The organism is Paenalicyclobacillus macrosporangiidus, from assembly GCF_900116805.1.
Taxonomy (GTDB): domain Bacteria; phylum Bacillota; class Bacilli; order Alicyclobacillales; family Alicyclobacillaceae; genus Alicyclobacillus_H; species Alicyclobacillus_H macrosporangiidus.
Window position 1 is genome coordinate 1 of sequence record NZ_FPBV01000013.1, and the last position, 15,787, is coordinate 15,787.

The 15,787-nt window shown below is 66.6% G+C and carries 14 protein-coding genes and 1 rRNA gene; all 15 read left to right on the forward strand.

The window, feature by feature from the left end; genetic code table 11:
- A 5S ribosomal RNA gene (gene rrf / locus BM357_RS11450) occupies window positions 1-94 on the forward strand; the annotation flags it as partial.
- Between the two features lie 973 nt (window positions 95-1,067).
- Entirely contained in the window at window positions 1,068-1,835 is a 768-nt protein-coding gene (locus tag BM357_RS19885; RefSeq protein ID WP_074953278.1) for a DeoR/GlpR family DNA-binding transcription regulator, read from the forward strand.
- Between the two features lie 14 nt (window positions 1,836-1,849).
- Window positions 1,850-3,268, forward strand: coding sequence for a four-carbon acid sugar kinase family protein (locus BM357_RS11460; protein WP_139234687.1), 1,419 nt, complete (start codon window positions 1,850-1,852; stop codon window positions 3,266-3,268).
- An 18-nt stretch (window positions 3,269-3,286) separates the two neighbouring features.
- On the forward strand, window positions 3,287-4,333 hold the full coding sequence (gene pdxA / locus BM357_RS11465) for a 4-hydroxythreonine-4-phosphate dehydrogenase PdxA (protein WP_245783966.1): 1,047 nt from the start codon (window positions 3,287-3,289) through the stop codon (window positions 4,331-4,333).
- Window positions 4,330-5,301, forward strand: coding sequence for a 2-keto-3-deoxygluconate permease (locus BM357_RS11470; RefSeq protein WP_074953283.1), 972 nt, complete (start codon window positions 4,330-4,332; stop codon window positions 5,299-5,301). Before pdxA ends, BM357_RS11470 begins: the two co-directional genes overlap by 4 nt.
- Before the next feature lie 394 nt (window positions 5,302-5,695).
- Window positions 5,696-6,823 carry a glutamate 5-kinase gene (gene proB / locus BM357_RS11475; protein WP_074953498.1) on the forward strand — a complete coding sequence of 376 codons (1,128 nt, stop codon included), beginning with the start codon at window positions 5,696-5,698 and terminating at the stop codon, window positions 6,821-6,823.
- Between the two features lie 18 nt (window positions 6,824-6,841).
- Window positions 6,842-8,131, forward strand: a complete 1,290-nt coding sequence (locus tag BM357_RS11480) for a glutamate-5-semialdehyde dehydrogenase (protein ID WP_074953286.1) — start codon at window positions 6,842-6,844, stop codon at window positions 8,129-8,131.
- 13 nt (window positions 8,132-8,144) lie between these two features.
- Window positions 8,145-9,269 (forward strand): o-succinylbenzoate synthase, encoded by a 1,125-nt coding sequence (gene menC, locus BM357_RS11485; protein ID WP_074953289.1) that lies wholly within the window; start codon window positions 8,145-8,147, stop codon window positions 9,267-9,269.
- A 340-nt stretch (window positions 9,270-9,609) separates the two neighbouring features.
- Entirely contained in the window at window positions 9,610-10,035 is a 426-nt protein-coding gene (locus tag BM357_RS11490) for an NfeD family protein (protein ID WP_074953292.1), read from the forward strand.
- Window positions 10,036-10,037: 2 nt separating this feature from the next.
- Window positions 10,038-11,081, forward strand: coding sequence for an SPFH domain-containing protein (locus BM357_RS11495; RefSeq protein ID WP_074953295.1), 1,044 nt, complete (start codon window positions 10,038-10,040; stop codon window positions 11,079-11,081).
- Between the two features lie 391 nt (window positions 11,082-11,472).
- Window positions 11,473-12,141, forward strand: coding sequence for a LuxR C-terminal-related transcriptional regulator (locus BM357_RS11500; RefSeq protein ID WP_139234688.1), 669 nt, complete (start codon window positions 11,473-11,475; stop codon window positions 12,139-12,141).
- Between the two features lie 277 nt (window positions 12,142-12,418).
- Window positions 12,419-12,850, forward strand: coding sequence for a response regulator (locus tag BM357_RS11505; RefSeq protein ID WP_074953301.1), 432 nt, complete (start codon window positions 12,419-12,421; stop codon window positions 12,848-12,850).
- A 122-nt stretch (window positions 12,851-12,972) separates the two neighbouring features.
- Window positions 12,973-13,659, forward strand: a complete 687-nt coding sequence (gene ftsE, locus BM357_RS11510; protein ID WP_074953304.1) for a cell division ATP-binding protein FtsE — start codon at window positions 12,973-12,975, stop codon at window positions 13,657-13,659.
- On the forward strand, window positions 13,649-14,545 hold the full coding sequence (ftsX, locus tag BM357_RS11515; RefSeq protein ID WP_074953307.1) for a permease-like cell division protein FtsX: 897 nt from the start codon (window positions 13,649-13,651) through the stop codon (window positions 14,543-14,545). The genes ftsE and ftsX overlap by 11 nt, the downstream gene beginning before the upstream one ends.
- 69 nt (window positions 14,546-14,614) lie before the next feature.
- Window positions 14,615-15,784 (forward strand): S41 family peptidase, encoded by a 1,170-nt coding sequence (locus BM357_RS11520; RefSeq protein WP_083430443.1) that lies wholly within the window; start codon window positions 14,615-14,617, stop codon window positions 15,782-15,784.
- Window positions 15,785-15,787: the final 3 nt, after the last annotated feature.

The window sequence follows — 15,787 nt, forward strand, 5'->3', positions numbered from 1 at the left end:
AACACGCGTACCCATCCCGAACACGACCGTTAAGCCCTCCAGCGCCGATGATACTAGGGGCGGGAGCCCCTGGGAAAGCAGGACGCCGCCAGGCGGGAGAGAGAAGGCCCGGAATGCACGGTAAGGTGCAGACCGGGCCTTTTGCTGTTGTGTGGAGTGGAGCTGCGTGTGCCGTAGGAGGCTGGCTTGTCAGCGGCATGGCCCCGTGCGCGGAGTCGGAAATGGGGTGTGAATGGGTGGTCAATGGGGGCGAATGGGTTGTGAATGGGTGATGAATGGGGGAATGGGGTGAGGAGACTGCCTGTCCGTCGAGGTGTAACAGCAGGAATGCACTTATAGTCCCGGGGTTGGAATGGATAGCGACGGCATTGCATTTATCGTGGAGGCCTGGGGCGGAGTTCGTGACGGAATGGCATGTAAGCGGGCGGATGGGCAGCCAAGACGGGGTGGACATGGAGCGATTAAAGTAACGAAACAGCATTATGGCATCTGCGGGGTGTGAGTTAAGACCGAAACGTACACTACGGTGCCGGCACCCGAGCGAGATAAGGCGGAAAATGATTTTAGAGGTCGACACTGGGCAGCGCACCCCCCTGGAACCGGCGGGTACCGGCCAGACACCGGCCAGCACCGTCCGGCGAGCCTGGCGAACCAGGCGTGGTCGTAGCCTCGTACAGTACCTTGGAGTCAGCGCCTGCCCATCCGTTGCTCGTGAAGTGGAGCCGCCATCGTGGCCCGATCACGCGTCTACCTAATTCCACCCAGACCGTCGTTCATCTGTCCATGTCGCCCGTCCCCTCGTCTCCTGTCCGGTCATCCCCGCGCCTCATCCCGTCCTCTGAAGCCGATCGCCATTCCGCCTTCGCATGCCCGCAACGCCCGCACACAACACCCGCATACAGCGCCCGCTCCCAACACCCGCCCGCACCGTCCTCCTCACGCCGCCTTCATCCCGCCCACCACATGCCGGCTCATCATACGGATTGACAAAGCGGTTACATTATAGTATTCCTAACTCAGAATACGTTTTCCGAAAACGAATTCTGTCTGTATGGGAGGTGATGAGCATGGTTACGATAAAGGACGTTGCGGCAAGGGCGGGCGTCTCCCCGGCGACCGTATCGCGGGTGTTGAACGGGGTGCCGACGGTGGACATGGAGATCGCGGCCCGCGTGCGCCAGGCGGCCAGTGAGCTGGACTATCACCCCAATGAGGCGGGGCGGAATCTGCGAATGCGGATTGACAGCACATTCGGCCCCGAATTCGCGGTGCGCTCCCGAGAGCACCTCGCGGCAAAGCGGAAGATCGCGGAGCGGGCGGCGTTGTTGGTCTCCAGCAACGACACCATTGGACTCGATTCCGGATCCACAGTCTCGATGATGTGCCCGTATCTGCCTTCCGGCGTATTGATTTACACCAATTCGCTGGCGGTCTTGCAACCGGCGGCGCGCCGGGGGATCGCCGTGAACCTCGCACCGGGGCGCTACGTGCCCGAGATGGCCGCGGTGTTCGGAAGCGACACGGACGCGTATTTTCGCGAGCGGCGGCTGCAGCGATACTTCCTGTCGTCCGCGAAAGTGGACGTGCGCCGCGGGTTGTACAACTTCAATCCGCTCACCACGACCGTGAAATTGGCCGCGATGGAGCGGGCTGACATGTCCATTCTCTTGGTCCACCACGAGAAATTCTGCGACGCCGGCTTGGATGCGTATGCCCCATTGACGCGCGTGGACCTGCTCATCACCGACTATATCCCGGCGCCGTACCGGGATGTGGTGCTCGCCAGCGGGGTTCCCGTCATCGAGGTGCAGCCACAGGCCGGAGACGGCGCGTGAAAGGCGGCTTTTTGATGCATTCCTGTCATCCCACGGACAGCGGGACGGCGGAACGTCCGCGTCCGCTGGACACAGACCGACACCTTCTCCCTGGCGTCTGCATTCTGGCGGACGATCTCACTGGCGCCGCAGACGCCGCAAATTATTTCCGGACTGGATTGTACCGGGTGCGGGTGAGCCTGAACCCGGACGCCCCTTGGGATCCCGCGCTGGGTCCTCACGTCGTCCAGGTGGCCGATACCGAATCGCGCGCCGCAGAGCCCGAAGAGGCATGGCGGCGGGTGGCGCGGGCGGCAGGCGGACTGAAAGACCTCGGCAGTCGTCTCGGCACCGCGGCCGGAGCCCTGCACGTGTACAAAAAGGTGGACTCCACACTGCGGGGACATCTGGGGATTGAGTTGGAGGCGGCTCTGGAGGCGCTCGGCCGCCGCATCGCCGTGTTTGCTCCATCGTTTCCCGCCAATGGCCGGCAGGTGGTGGGCGGCCGCCTGTCCGTGCACGGGACACCCGTGCACCAGACCGCATTCGCGCAGGATCCCCGGAATCCCATTGAGTCGGACCGGGTGGCCGACGTGATTGCCCAAGGGACTCAGCTTCCTGTCGACGAACTTCCGCTGTCCGTCCTCCGGTCGGGGCCGGCGGCCGCCGCCTCCTGGTTGGACGCGCTCGGCCCCGGCACGCGCGTGGTCGTGGCCGACGCCGAAACGGAGGACGATCTCGCGGTCATCGCGGACGCGTTTGCGGCGCGGGAGGACGTGCTCCTGTGCGGATCCGCTGGCTTGGCGAAGCAGCTGCCGCGGCACTGGCTCGCGAAGCCCGACGCGGAAACCGACGCCAGCGCGGATCGGAGCAGGCAGGACGACGCGGCCGGTACGGCACAGGCGCACGACCCGTGCGACCGGGTGCTGGTGCTGGTGGGCAGCGCCAATCCGGCGGCGCACCGGCAGCTCGAGGTCCTGGCCCAGCAGGCTGGCATCCGAGTGACGGAGCTCGACCCGGTTCAACTCGCCCATCCGCAGACGACCGCAGAAGAACTCGCCCGGGCGACGCAGGACCTCGTCCAATCCACCGCAGCGCGCGAACGGGAGGGCTCGGCGGGGCCCGTGTTGGCCGCGGCGGCATTGGGCACGCGCCGTCCCGCCGGTGCGAGCGGCCGCCGGTTCGAGGACGATCTCGCCGCCGCCGCGAAGATTTGGTTTGAGCGCGCGGCTGGACAGGCCATCGGCTTCGTCGCCACCGGCGGCGACACCGCCCTCGCCCTGTGCCGCGCCATCGGCGTGCATGCCATCTGGCCCGAGGGGGAGGTGGCTCCCGGGATCCCGTGGAACACCATCGAGACGCCCCGAGGGCGCGCCCTGTTGGTCACCAAGGCTGGCGGATTTGGGACTGAGGACGCGTTGTGGCGAGCGGTGCAATTCTTGACATCATACTGATTGTGGAGTTGACGGACTGTGAGCAAACCGATTGTGGCTGTGACCATGGGCGATCCCGCAGGCATCGGGCCCGAGATCACGCTGCTGGCGGTCCAGGCGCCGGAGGTCCGGGACCGGGTGAAGTTGGTGGTCATCGGGGATCTGGAACGGCTCCGGGAGGCATCCCGCATCCTCGCGTCCGCCGGACGTTGGAAGGGGGCGGCGCCCGAGCTGAGGGCCATCGAGCGGCTGGAGGACGCCAGGTTTGAAGACGGGGTCATTGATGTGCTCGACTTGCACAACGTGCCCGCGGGGCTGCCCTGGGGGCAGGTCACCCGGGAGGCCGGCCGGGCCGCTTTTGAGTACGTGGCAAAGGCGGTCGATCTCGCCGTGAACCGCACGGCCGACGCCATCGCCACCGCCCCCATCAACAAGGAGGCGTGGAAACTCGCCGGGGTCAAGTATCCCGGACACACCGAGGCGTTGGCGGAGCTGTCCGGATCGCCGAGCTCGGCGATGATGCTCGTCAACGGCCGGCTGCGCGTGGTGCACGTGACCACCCACGTCAGCCTGCGGCAGGCCATCGAACTGGCGACGACGGAACGGGTGCTGGAGCGCATCCGCTTGACCCACCGTTCGCTGGAGCAGTTTGGCCTGCGCAATCCCCGGATTGCCGTCGCCGGTCTGAATCCGCACGCTGGAGAAGGGGGGCTGTTCGGCGACGAGGACGAGCGCCAGATCCGGCCCGCGGTGGAGCAGGCCCGGGCGGAAGGCGTGGATTGCACGGGCCCGCTGCCGCCCGACTCCGTGTACGCCAGGGCGGCAGGAGGCGAGTTTGATGCCGTCATCGCCATGTATCACGACCAGGGCCACATCGCCATCAAGATGCTCGGCTTCGACACGGGCATCAACGTGACGCTCGGGCTTCCGATTCTGCGCACGTCGGTGGATCACGGCACCGCCTTTGACATCGCTGGCAAAGGTGTCGCGAGAGAGAAGAGCATGATTGCATCCATTCTGGTCGCGGCCGATTTCTTGTCGGGGGACGCGTCCGAACACAACGCACAGCAGGAGGAGACCGTATGAAACGCGCCATCGACAAAATCCCCGGCGGGATGATGATCATCCCGCTGCTCATCGGGGCTGTGCTCCGCACTCTGTTCCCGCATCTTGCGGACGATCCGGTGTTCAAGAGCTCGTTCACGGGCGGCCTGTTCACCGGCGCGTCGGCCCTGTTGGCGGCCTTTTACATCTGCCTGGGCAGCACCATCCAATTGCGCGACACCGGTTACATCTTGCGCAAAGGCGTTGCGCTCTGGGCCGGCAAGGTTGTGACCGCTGCCATCATCGGATTTCTCATCAAATGGCTGGCGCCGGACCAGAACCACCTGGTGCTCGGCCTGTCTGCCCTCGCCATCGTGGCCGCCTTCTCCGACACCAACGGCGGTCTCTACATGGCCCTGATGGGCCAGCTCGGGAAGCGGCGGGAGGACGTGGCCGCCTACTCCATCATGTCCTTGGAGTCGGGGCCGTTCTTCACCATGCTGATCCTCGGCGTCACCGGCCTGGCGTCCTTCCCGCTCCTGGCCTTCGTGTACGCTATCCTGCCGCTGATCATCGGCATGGTGCTCGGCAATCTGGACGACGAGATGCGCAAGTTCCTGAGCAAGGCCCAGGACGTGCTCATCCCCATGTTCGCACTGGCCCTCGGCTTTGGTATCAACCTCGCGAACGTGCTCAAGGCCGGCCTGTCCGGCATCGTGCTCGGCCTGCTGGTCGTCGTGGTGACAGGCGCGGTGTTGGTGCTGCTGGATCGCCTGACGGGCGGCAACGGCTTGGCGGGCATCGCAGCGGCTTCCACCGCGGGCAACGCCGCGGCTGTTCCGATGGCGGTGGCCGCCGCGTACGCCGGGTACAAGGGAGTGGCCGCGACGGCGACGGTGCAGGTCGCTGCGTCCGTGATCGTCACCGCCATCCTGGTGCCCATCCTCACCGCGTGGTACGCGCGGCGGGTGAACGGGCGGGCGGATTCGGGTCACGCCCCGGTGGCCTGACGCGGGAAGCGGTCCGCCGGCCCATGAGGCCGGGACCTGCCCGTTGACACCCCGTGACGGTCGGGGTATACCTACGGTATAGGAACAATCGGCCTGGCGGCAGCCGGGTGCATACGAGCGATGACAGATCCAGTAGATCCGTGGCACCGACAGAGAGCATGGGTGATGCGCTGAGAGCCCGTGCGGGAACGTGCGGATCGAAACCGAGTCTGGAGCTTTCCGTGATAAAGCGGAACGGGTGCCGGCCGTTACAACGGCGAGAGCGGGTGCCCCGTGTCCATGCCGTGGCGCGGTCCGGCACCAAGGAAGGTGGTACCGCGAGCCCTTTCGCCCTTCTGGCGAGAGGGCTTTTCTGTTGGTGACCGCCAAAGTCCGCGGGACGGAGGGGGAAGTCATGCGCGCGGCGAAGATGGTGGTGAAAATTGGATCGAGCAGCCTCACCGACGCCTCTGGAAAGGTCGACGAGCATCGATTGGCCCGGCTCGTCGGTGAGGTGCATCGCGTCCGGGAGGCGGGATGGCAGGTGGTCCTCGTCTCCTCCGGTGCGGTGGCGGCCGGGGTGGGGCGGCTAGGCTGGCGGCGGGCGCATCTGACGATGCCGGAGAAGCAGGCCGCCGCCGCCGTCGGCCAGGGGCTGCTCATCGGGATGTACGAGACCGTGTTCGCCCGTTTCGGCGTCCCGGTCGGGCAGGTGCTGTTGAGCCGCGCCGACATTCAGTCGCGGCGACGCTTCATCCACATCCGCAACACGCTGACCACCCTGCTGGCGCGGGGCGTGGTGCCGATTGTGAACGAGAACGACACCGTCGCCGTGGAGGAGATCCGCTTCGGCGACAACGACACCCTCGCCGCCCTGGTGGCGCTGGTGGTGGAGGCGGACCGGCTGGTGCTGTTGACCGACACCGACGGGTTGTACACCGCCGATCCGCGGACGCATGCCGACGCTCGGCGGATCGATCACGTTCGCGAATGGACCCCCGACCTGGAACGGATGGCGGGCGGCAGCGGCAGCGCCGTCGGGACCGGCGGCATGCGAACGAAGCTCGCCGCGGCGCGCATCGCCGTGGAGGCGGGCATCCCCGCCCTGGTGGCTGCGAGCGGCGCGGAGGATATCTTGTTGCGCGCCGCGCGCGGGGAACCGGTGGGGACCTGGTTTCACCCGCAACCGTCGCGCCTGCCGGCGAAAAAGCTCTGGATGGCGCACGGGACGAAGGTCGAAGGGGCGCTGATCCTCGACGACGGGGCCGTCCGTGCCATCACCGAACAGGCGGCGAGTCTACTGTTTCCCGGCGTGGCCGCCGTGGAAGGCGAGTTCCGCGAGGGCGCGGTGGTCGCTTGCAAGACGATGGAGGGCCGCGTGATCGCCAAGGGCATGGTGCACCTGTCCTCTGGGGACCTGCGGGTGCTCCTGGAACGGCGCGCGGCCGGCCGGCCGGTGCACGTGGACCATGAGGTGGTGCACCGCGACCAACTGGTGTTGACGGACGCGGACGCGGTGGCGAAGGTCACCACGGGACACTGACGAAGGAGGGGATGGGTCATGGCGCTGTCGGCGGAACAGGTGGATGCGATTCTTCGTCAGGCCCGGGCGGCCAAGGTGGCCAGCCGGGCGCTGGCCGTCCTGGGACCGGACCGGCGCAACGAGGCGCTTCGCGCCATCATGGACGCGCTGTGGGCGGACCGGGCCGCCATTCTCGCGGCCAACACGGAGGACGTGGCGAGCGCGCGGGCCGCGGGGGAAGCGGCGAGCCGGGTGGACCGGCTCATCCTCAACGAGCGGCGGATGGAGCAGATGATGGAGTCGCTGCGGCAGGTGATGGAGCTGCCCGATCCGGTGGGCCACGTGGACGCCGCGTGGACGCGGCCGGGCGGCCTGCGCATCGAGCGGGTGCGGGTGCCCTTCGGCGTCATCGCCATCATCTACGAGTCGCGTCCGAACGTGACGGTCGACGCGGCGGCGCTCGCCCTGAAGACGGGCAACGCGGTGGTGCTCCGCGGCGGGAAGGAGGCCCTGCGTTCGAACGCCGCGCTGGTGGCGGCCATGCAGGCGGGCCTCGCCCGGGCGGGGATGCCGGAGAAGGCGGTGCAACTGGTGACCGCCACCGACCGGGACTCCGTGGACGTCGTCATTCGCGCCAAGGGTCTGGTGGATCTCGCCATCCCCCGCGGCGGCGCGGGGCTCATCGCGCGGGTGGTGGAGCGGGCGCTGGTGCCGGTCATCGAGACGGGCGTCGGCAACTGCCATGTGTACGTGGACCGCGCGGCCGATCTGGACATGGCGGAGGCGATTGTCATCAACGCCAAAGTGCAGCGCCCGTCGGTGTGCAACGCGGCGGAGACCCTGCTCGTGCACCAGGCGGTGGCGGAGGCATTCCTGCCGCGCGTGGCGCGGGCGCTGGCCGAGCGGGGCGTGGAGATTCGGGCGTGTCCGCGGACGCTGGCGGTACTCGGGGCCGCGGGCGGCCGCATGGAACGGGTCGTCCCGGCCGCGGAGGCGGATTGGGACACGGAGTACCTGGACCTCATCCTGGCAGTGCGCGTGGTGGACAGCCTCGACGAGGCCATCGCCCACATCGAGCGCCACGGCACGCGCCACTCGGAGGCGATTGTGACGGACGATCCGGCGGCGGCCGAGGCGTTCCTGGCGAGGGTGGATGCGGCGGCTGTGTACCACAACGCGTCGACGCGCTTCACGGACGGGTTTGAGTTCGGTTTCGGGGCGGAGATGGGCATCTCCACGCAGAAACTGCACGCGCGCGGGCCGATGGGACTGCCCGAGCTGACGACGTACAAGTACGTGGTGCGCGGGACGGGGCAGGTGCGGGGGTGAAGGAGGAGACGAGATGAAGTTGCAATCGGTGCGGTTGCGCTGGCTGAAGATGCGGATGCGCGAGCCGTTCGAGACGTCCTTCGGGCGCGAGCAGGACAAGGACGTCGTGGTGGTGGAGGTCCGGTCGCGCGCGGGCGCGGCGGGGTTCGCCGAGTGCGTGGCGATGTCGGACCCGCTGTACAACGAGGAGACGGCCGACACCGCCTGGCTGATGTTGAAAAAGTACTTCGTACCGCGGGTGCTCGCGTTGTCCTTCCAGTCCCTGGAGGACGTCCGGGCGGTCAGCCGGGCCCTGGCACCTTTCAAGGGGAACCGGATGGCGAAGGCGGCCATCGAGATGGCGGTGTGGGACGCCTGGGCCAACGAAAGCGGGCAGCCCCTGCCGGGGCTCCTTGGCGGCGTGCGCGACGAGATCCCGGTCGGGATCAGCGTCGGCATCCAGCCCGACATCCCGACCCTGTTGAAGAAGATTGAAGGGTACGTCGCGCAGGGGTTCGCGCGCGTCAAGGTCAAGGTCAAGCCCGGCTGGGACCTGGAGCCGCTGGCGGCCATCCGGCGGGCGTTCCCGGACCTGCCGCTGATGGCCGACGCGAACAGCGCCTATCGCCTGGCGGACGCCGACCACCTGCGCCGCTTCGACGCGTTCGGCCTGACCATGATAGAGCAGCCGCTCGCGTACGACGACCTGTTGGACCACGCCACCCTCCAACGCCAACTGCAGACGCCCATCTGCCTGGACGAGAGCATCCACACCGCGGAGGACGCGCGCAAGGCCATCGAGGCGGGCGCCTGCCGCGTGATCAACATCAAGGTCGGGCGTGTCGGCGGCTTCGCGGAGGCCGTCGCCATCCACGACGTGGCGCGGGCGCACGGCGTCCCGGTGTGGTGCGGCGGCATGCTCGAAACGGGCATCGGGCGCCTGCACAACATCGCCCTGACGGCGCTCCCCGGGTTCACCCTGCCGGGGGACACGGCGCCGAGCGCCCGCTACTTCGATGAGGATGTCATCGATCCGCCGGTCGAGTTCCTCCGCCCGGGGGTTCTGGCGGTCCCGCCCTTGGCCGGGGTGGCGGAGCGGGTCCGGCGGGACCGGCTGGCGAAGTGGTCGGTCGCCGAAGAGGAGATTGGCGGAGATTGAGCGAGCCTGAAGGAGAGCGATGCAGGTGGAGCCGTTCGCCCGGCGGCGCGGTTCCAGGGCCGCCTGAATCCTCTTCGGGCCACGGCTGCTGGCTGTGGTCAGTCTGGTAAAAATATGCGAAGATGAGATTGACGGCGCGGCAGGGCACGGCCTCGCGGCCGGGCAGAATCCCCGGGTCGGGCTCCGGGGCGGGAGCGCGTGACCGGCGGCAGGCAGGCCGCGCCGGAATCCACATCCGAAAGGGGCCTGGTTCCCAGTGGGGCCTGCTGCCCAGTGGGCAGCGTTCAGGCCGGCGACAGCCCGGGGACCGCACAGGCCCGCGGAGCGAGGAGGGGATGGCGTGGCCTGGTGGATTTGGCTGATTGTCGCGTTTGCCATCGGGATCGTCGAGGTCGCCACCTTCACGTTCGTGTTGTTGTGGATCGCGCTGGGCGCGTTTGTGACGGCCATCCTGTCGCCGCTCATCGGAAGCGTCTGGGGACAACTGCTGTTGTTCGCGGTGGTGAGCGCGGTGCTGCTGGTGGCCACGCGCCCGCTCGTCCGCCGGTGGCGGCAGCGCCGGACGTACCCGGAGCGGCGCGAGGCGATGATCGACAAGCGCGGCGTGGTGGTCAAAGAAGCCCAGCCGGGGGCGTTCGCCATGGTGCGGGTACAGGGTGAGCTGTGGAGCGCCAGGTCCGGGCATCCCCTGCGCAGGGGACAGGCGGTTGTGGTGCGTGATGCCACCGCCACGGTCCTCACCGTCGAACCGGCAGAGGAGGAGTAGCGATGGTTGGAACCATTGTCGTCGTCGTCCTGGTCGTCCTGGTCATCCTGGTCATCCTGCGCGGCATCCGCATCATCCCGCAGCAGCGGGTGGCGATTGTCGAGCGGCTCGGTAAGTACCAGGCCACGCTTCACCCGGGCGTGAACCTGATCATTCCGTTCATCGACCGGGTGGTGCGGGTGATTGACCTGCGCACGCAGCAGGTGGTGGTCCCGCCGCAGATGGTGATCACGAAGGACAACGTCCAGATTCAGATCGACACGGTGTTCTTTTACACGGTGACCGATCCGAAAATGGCCACGTACAACATCGCCAACGTGGTGCAGGGCATCCAGAACATCACGGCGGCGAACATCCGCCAGGTCGTCGGCCACATGGAGCTGGACGAGACGCTGGCGGGCCGGGACAAGATCAGCCTGGCGCTGCGGTCGGCGCTCGACGAGGTGACGGAGTCGTGGGGCGTGCGGATTGACCGCGTCGAGATTGTCGACATCAAACCGCCGAAAGAGATCCAAGACGCGATGGAAAAGCAGATGAAGGCAGAGCGCGAGAAGCGCGCCAGCATCCTGCAGGCGGAGGGCGAGCGGCAGGCGGCCATCCTCAAGGCGGAGGGCGAGAAGCAGAGCCTCATCCTGATTGCCGAAGGCGAGCGGGAGTCGAAGATCCGCCAGGCCGAGGGCTTGCGGCAGGCGCAGCAGCTGGAGGCGGAGGGCCGCGCGGCGGCCATCCGGCTGGTGGCGGAGGCGGAGAAAAACCGCATCGAGATGTTGCGGGCGGCGCAGCTCGATCCGAACGTGCTCACGTACCAGTCGTTCGAGGCCCTGCAGGGGGTGGCGAACGGCCAAGCGACGACGCTCATCGTGCCGTCGGAGGCCATCGGCGTGCTCGGTGCGCTGGCGTCGTTGAAGACGGCCCTGCAGGTGCGGGAGCCGGAAACCGCCGCGGCGCAGGAAGGGGCGGCCCTGGACGGCCTGGCGGGGCCGGGTCTGGAGCGGCCTGGCGGCAGGCCGGCGGGATCGCCCGATGACGGCGGTTGGCATGGCTGACGGGCACCAGGCGGCCGGTGGGGCGAAAGCCGCCGGCCGCCCGGCCACGGCCTGGCGGAGACGAATTCCCGGCTCGCCGCGGGCCACTCCCGTTGCGTATCCCCCATGGATTCACCACTTCACGACGATTCTCCCCGTGCACTGGCTCCTCATTCCCCCTGTTTCATACGCCCATTTTCACTTTTGCTCGGATTCGATAAGATAGCCGTTGGGCGGGGCGGCCCGTCCAGGGACCGCCGAGACCCGGGACGAATCGGGCGGACGAGATGCGCGATCGGCGGCGGACATACCGGATGGCGGCGCATCGAATCCGTTGGAAGAAGAGCCGGGCGGCCTCTGCCGGACAAGCCCGCCCGGCGCCGACGAATCGAGTGCGGAAGGACAGAAGGACATGCCGACCGTTCGCGTCTTCACCCTCATGGCCCAGCCGCTCTTGCAGCGGGGGCTGCAGATCCTCATCGACACGCAACCGGAGTACGTCTACGCCGGCTCGTTCACGCACCCCGACGAGGTCCTCCGACAGATGACGCCGGCCCAGCCCGGCGAGGTCAACGTCTTGATGTTGGATTTCGATCCCGCGGCTGAATCGTACCGGCCGTTCTTCAGCCGCCTGCGCAAGATTGATCCGGACCTGCGTATCCTGTTCCTGCTCCACCTGCGCACCACCGAATCGGATGTGGTGCGCGCGCTGCGGACGGGGGCCAACGGATATCTGCTGCAGTCGGTCAGCGAAGAGGGCTTGCTGCGGGCGCTCGGCGCCATCGCCCAGGGGCGCTCGTATCTCCAGCCGCACGTGACGCCGATGGTGCTCGCGGAGTTGCGCAAACCGCTCTACCCCATGCGCGAGTGGGACGCGCATGTCGAATTGGCGGAACGGGAGCGCATGTTGTTGCAACTCGCGGCCGACGGGCTGAGCAACACGCAGATCGCCGACGTCCTCGGCCTGGCGGAGAAGACGGTGCGCAACATGTGGTCCGCGTTGTTCGCCAAGATCGGCATCAACGACCGCACCCAGGCTGTGCTGTGGGCTATCCGCACCGGCAATGCCCAACTGCGCTGATCCTTTCCTTTTCCCGTGCCGCTCTCTCATCCGCGCCGGGACAAAAGTCCCCCTTCCCTCAGGACAAAATTCCCTGTCGCCGTCAGAAAGGCCCGTCTATGATGAAGCCAAAACGGGGAGGGGAATGCAGGATGGGGCACGGCTTGTGCAGCCTCTTCAACGGGATGGCGAGTCCCATCCACGGCGACTCGGGCTGATCCGGTTACCCTGTCCTACCTGTGGGCGCGGCACATGGGTAGGACATTTTGGATCCCGGGGATGAAACGGGGGCGATTCGATGGCAGAGCGGGTACGGGTGATGATTGTCGACGATTCCGCCGAGACGCGCCAGTGCATTCGGATGCTGTTGGCGATGGCGGAGGACATCGAGGTGGTGGCCGAGGCGGAGAACGGCGCCGAAGCCTTGAAGAAGCTGGCGGTGATGGCGCCGGACGTGGTGCTGATGGACATCAACATGCCGGTGCTCAACGGGGTCGAGGCGACGGAGCGGATCTGCCGGCAATACCCGGCAGTGTCGGTCATCGTGCTGTCGGTCCAAAACGACGTCGAATACGTGCGCCGCTGCCTGCGGGCGGGCGCCCGCCACTATCTGTTCAAACCGGTCACGGCGGAAATGCTGGTGCAGACCGTCCGCTCGCTGAACGGGCGGGAACGGGACCGGCACGAACGTCCGCGGGCGTCGGACGTGGAACAAACCTGGCGATGTTGAAGCCCCTGCCGGGCGCATCAAATTGGAAACAGGATTTTGCCGAAAGACGTCGAAGTGGTTCCCAGACTCGCTTCGACGTTTTCGCGTGTCTGGGAGAACCTTTTGAAGGAGTGCCGGCCTCGATGATCGAAATGCAGGATGTCTGGAAGCAGTATCCCAACGGGACGTGGGCACTCAACGGGATCTCGGTCCGCATCGGCAAAGGCGAGTTCGTCTATGTGGTGGGTCCGAGCGGCGCGGGAAAGTCGACGTTCATCAAGCTGATGTACCGCGAGGAGCGGCCCACGAAGGGGCATCTGTTCGTCAACGGATTCAACATCGAACGGTTGAAGGACCGCAAGGTGCCGTTGCTGCGCCGTCACATCGGAGTCGTGTTTCAGGATTTCAAACTGCTCCCGAACCTGACCGCGGCGGAGAACGTGGCCTTCGCGCTGGAGGTCATCGGCACGCCGAAGAAGTACATCCGGCGGCGCGTCAAGGACGCCTTGGAATGGGTGGGTTTGGCCGACAAAGCCGACCTGCGTCCGGCACAGCTCTCGGGCGGTGAGCAGCAGCGGATCGCGGTGGCGCGCGCCATCGTCAACAATCCGCAGCTGATCATCGCCGACGAGCCAACCGGAAACCTGGATCCCGACACCTCGTGGGGGATCATGAAGCTGTTTCAGCGCATCAACGACCGCGGCACGACCATTGTGATGGCGACGCACAACCGCGAGATCGTGAACACGCTGCGCAAGCGGGTCATCGCCATCGAAGCGGGGTGCATCGTGCGGGACGAAGACAAAGGAATGTATGGGTATGACGATTAGAATGATGGGCAGACACCTGCGCGAGGGGTTCAAGAACCTCCTGCGCAACGGATGGATGACGTTTGCGTCGGTCAGCGCGGTGGCCATCACGCTCCTGATCCTCGGCGTCACGTTGGTGATCGCGTTGAATGCGGAACAGATGTCGAACTATGTGCAGGGGCAGTTGGAGGTCAGCGCGTTTCTGAAGGATGACGTTTCGGATGCCCAGGCGCGGCAGATCACCCGGCAGATCTCCGCGATGCCCGGGGTCAAGTCGGCGGAGTACATCTCGAAAGAACAGGGATTCCAACAGCTCAAGCAGGAGCTCGGCTCGCAGTACCAGGACATTTTGGGCGGGCTGTCGCAGAAAAACACGCTCCCGGCGAAGGTGGTCGTCAAAGCGGACGATCCCCGCCAGACGCTCGCCATCGGCCAGCGGATCGCCCAGTTGCCCGGCGTGGAGAAGGTGAATGACGGCAAGGAAGTGGTGGACAAGCTGTTCCGCTTCCTCGACCTGGTGCGTAACATCGGCCTGGCGTTCGTCGTCGGGTTGGTCATTACGGCGATGTTTCTGATTTCCAACACCATCCGGATCACGATTTTCTCCAGGCGGCGGGAGATTGAGATCATGAAATTGGTCGGCGCGACCGACTGGTTCATCCGCTGGCCGTTCCTGACGGAGGGCTTGTTGATTGGCCTGATTGGCGCCCTCATCCCGTTCGTCGTCATCGTATTCGGCTACCGGACGCTGTACGAGCGGTTCGACGGGTCCTTCCTGGCCTTGGCGTTTCCGCTGATCTCCGCCGATCGGCTGGCGGGCACGCTGGCGGAGGTGCTGTTCGGGCTCGGGCTGTTCATCGGCCTGTGGGGCGGCATCGTGTCCATCCGCCGCTTCCTGCGCATCTGACCGCCCGGTTTGGGACGTTTGCGGCCCGGCGGGCAGCGGCCGCGCAGCCGGGAGATTGGGGCTGGAGACATGGAGAGGCACACAACTTCCTTCCGCGTCGTGGCGGGCGCGGTTTTGGCCGGCGCATTGGCGGGGGTGGCGGCGACCCTGGTCGTCCTCAAGGGGATGGGGGTGCCGTTCGACGCCTCGCTGCGCGACGCGTCGTTTCGCAAATTTTACACGGCGTATGAGGACCTGCGGGATCGCTATTATCGGTCGTTGACGGATCAGACGCTGCTCGACGGTGCCGTGCAGGGGATGGCCAACGCCACGGGAGACCCGTTCACGGCATACTTTCCGCCGGCGGACGCGAAGAGCTTCCAGAACATGCTCCAAGGCGCGTACGTCGGCATCGGGGCGTCGGTGGAGAAATCCGGGAAGGACACGGTGATTGTCAGCGTGCAGCACGGCTCTCCGGCGGAACAGGGCGGGCTGCGGGCACACGACGTGATTGTCAAGGTCAACGGGCAGGACGTCACCGGATGGGCGCTGGACAAAGTGAGCCAAGCCATCCTGGGCCCGGAGGGCACGCAGGTGACCCTCACCCTCCGCCGGCCCAGCGAGAACAACCGGACGTGGGACGTCAAGCTGACCCGGCGCAAGGTCTCCCAGCAGACGGTGTTCACCCAGATGATGGCGGACAACGTCGGGTACCTGGGGGTCGTGGTGGTCTCGGAACACACGTCCACCGAGGTGGCGCAGGCGCTGGCGGACCTGCGCAAGCAGGGGGCCCGGTCCATCATCGTCGACCTGCGCGGCAATCCCGGCGGCTATCTGGACCAGGCGGTCGACATCGCCAGCGATTTCATTGCCAAGGGCAAGGTGGTCGTCAAGACGGAGGACCGCCAGGGGCATCAGCAGGTGCTCACGTCCAAGGGGCCGGGGCTCGACCTGCCGGTGGTCGTCCTTATGGACCAGAACACCGCCAGCGCCGCCGAAATCCTGGCGGCTGCGCTGCACGATGACAACGGGGCCCCGCTGGTGGGCACGCGCTCGTTCGGGAAAGGGACGGTTCAAGACACCCAGTCGTTCCCGGACGGCAGCGCGCTGAAATACACCGTCGGGAAATGGTTGACACCGGACGGCGCCTGGATTCACGGCAAGGGGCTGCAGCCCACGGACCCGGTGGACGGTGCGGACGCCCAGCTGAAGAAGGCCCAGTCGGTCGCCCAACAACTGCAGCGAGCGGAAGGGAAGTGAGCC

Excerpts from the sequence above, each read along its gene's own strand:
- BM357_RS19885 (WP_074953278.1), top strand. The coding sequence starts at position 1,068 with ATGGTTACGATAAAGGACGTTGCGGCAAGGGCGGGCGTCTCCCCGGCG.
- BM357_RS11460 (WP_139234687.1), top strand. The coding sequence starts at position 1,850 with ATGCATTCCTGTCATCCCACGGACAGCGGGACGGCGGAACGTCCGCGT.
- BM357_RS11470 (WP_074953283.1), top strand. The coding sequence starts at position 4,330 with ATGAAACGCGCCATCGACAAAATCCCCGGCGGGATGATGATCATCCCG.
- proB (WP_074953498.1), top strand. The coding sequence starts at position 5,696 with ATGCGCGCGGCGAAGATGGTGGTGAAAATTGGATCGAGCAGCCTCACC.
- BM357_RS11480 (WP_074953286.1), top strand. The coding sequence starts at position 6,842 with ATGGCGCTGTCGGCGGAACAGGTGGATGCGATTCTTCGTCAGGCCCGG.
- menC (WP_074953289.1), top strand. The coding sequence starts at position 8,145 with ATGAAGTTGCAATCGGTGCGGTTGCGCTGGCTGAAGATGCGGATGCGC.
- BM357_RS11495 (WP_074953295.1), top strand. The coding sequence starts at position 10,038 with ATGGTTGGAACCATTGTCGTCGTCGTCCTGGTCGTCCTGGTCATCCTG.
- BM357_RS11500 (WP_139234688.1), top strand. The coding sequence starts at position 11,473 with ATGCCGACCGTTCGCGTCTTCACCCTCATGGCCCAGCCGCTCTTGCAG.
- BM357_RS11505 (WP_074953301.1), top strand. The coding sequence starts at position 12,419 with ATGGCAGAGCGGGTACGGGTGATGATTGTCGACGATTCCGCCGAGACG.
- ftsE (WP_074953304.1), top strand. The coding sequence starts at position 12,973 with ATGATCGAAATGCAGGATGTCTGGAAGCAGTATCCCAACGGGACGTGG.
- ftsX (WP_074953307.1), top strand. The coding sequence starts at position 13,649 with ATGACGATTAGAATGATGGGCAGACACCTGCGCGAGGGGTTCAAGAAC.
- BM357_RS11520 (WP_083430443.1), top strand. The coding sequence starts at position 14,615 with ATGGAGAGGCACACAACTTCCTTCCGCGTCGTGGCGGGCGCGGTTTTG.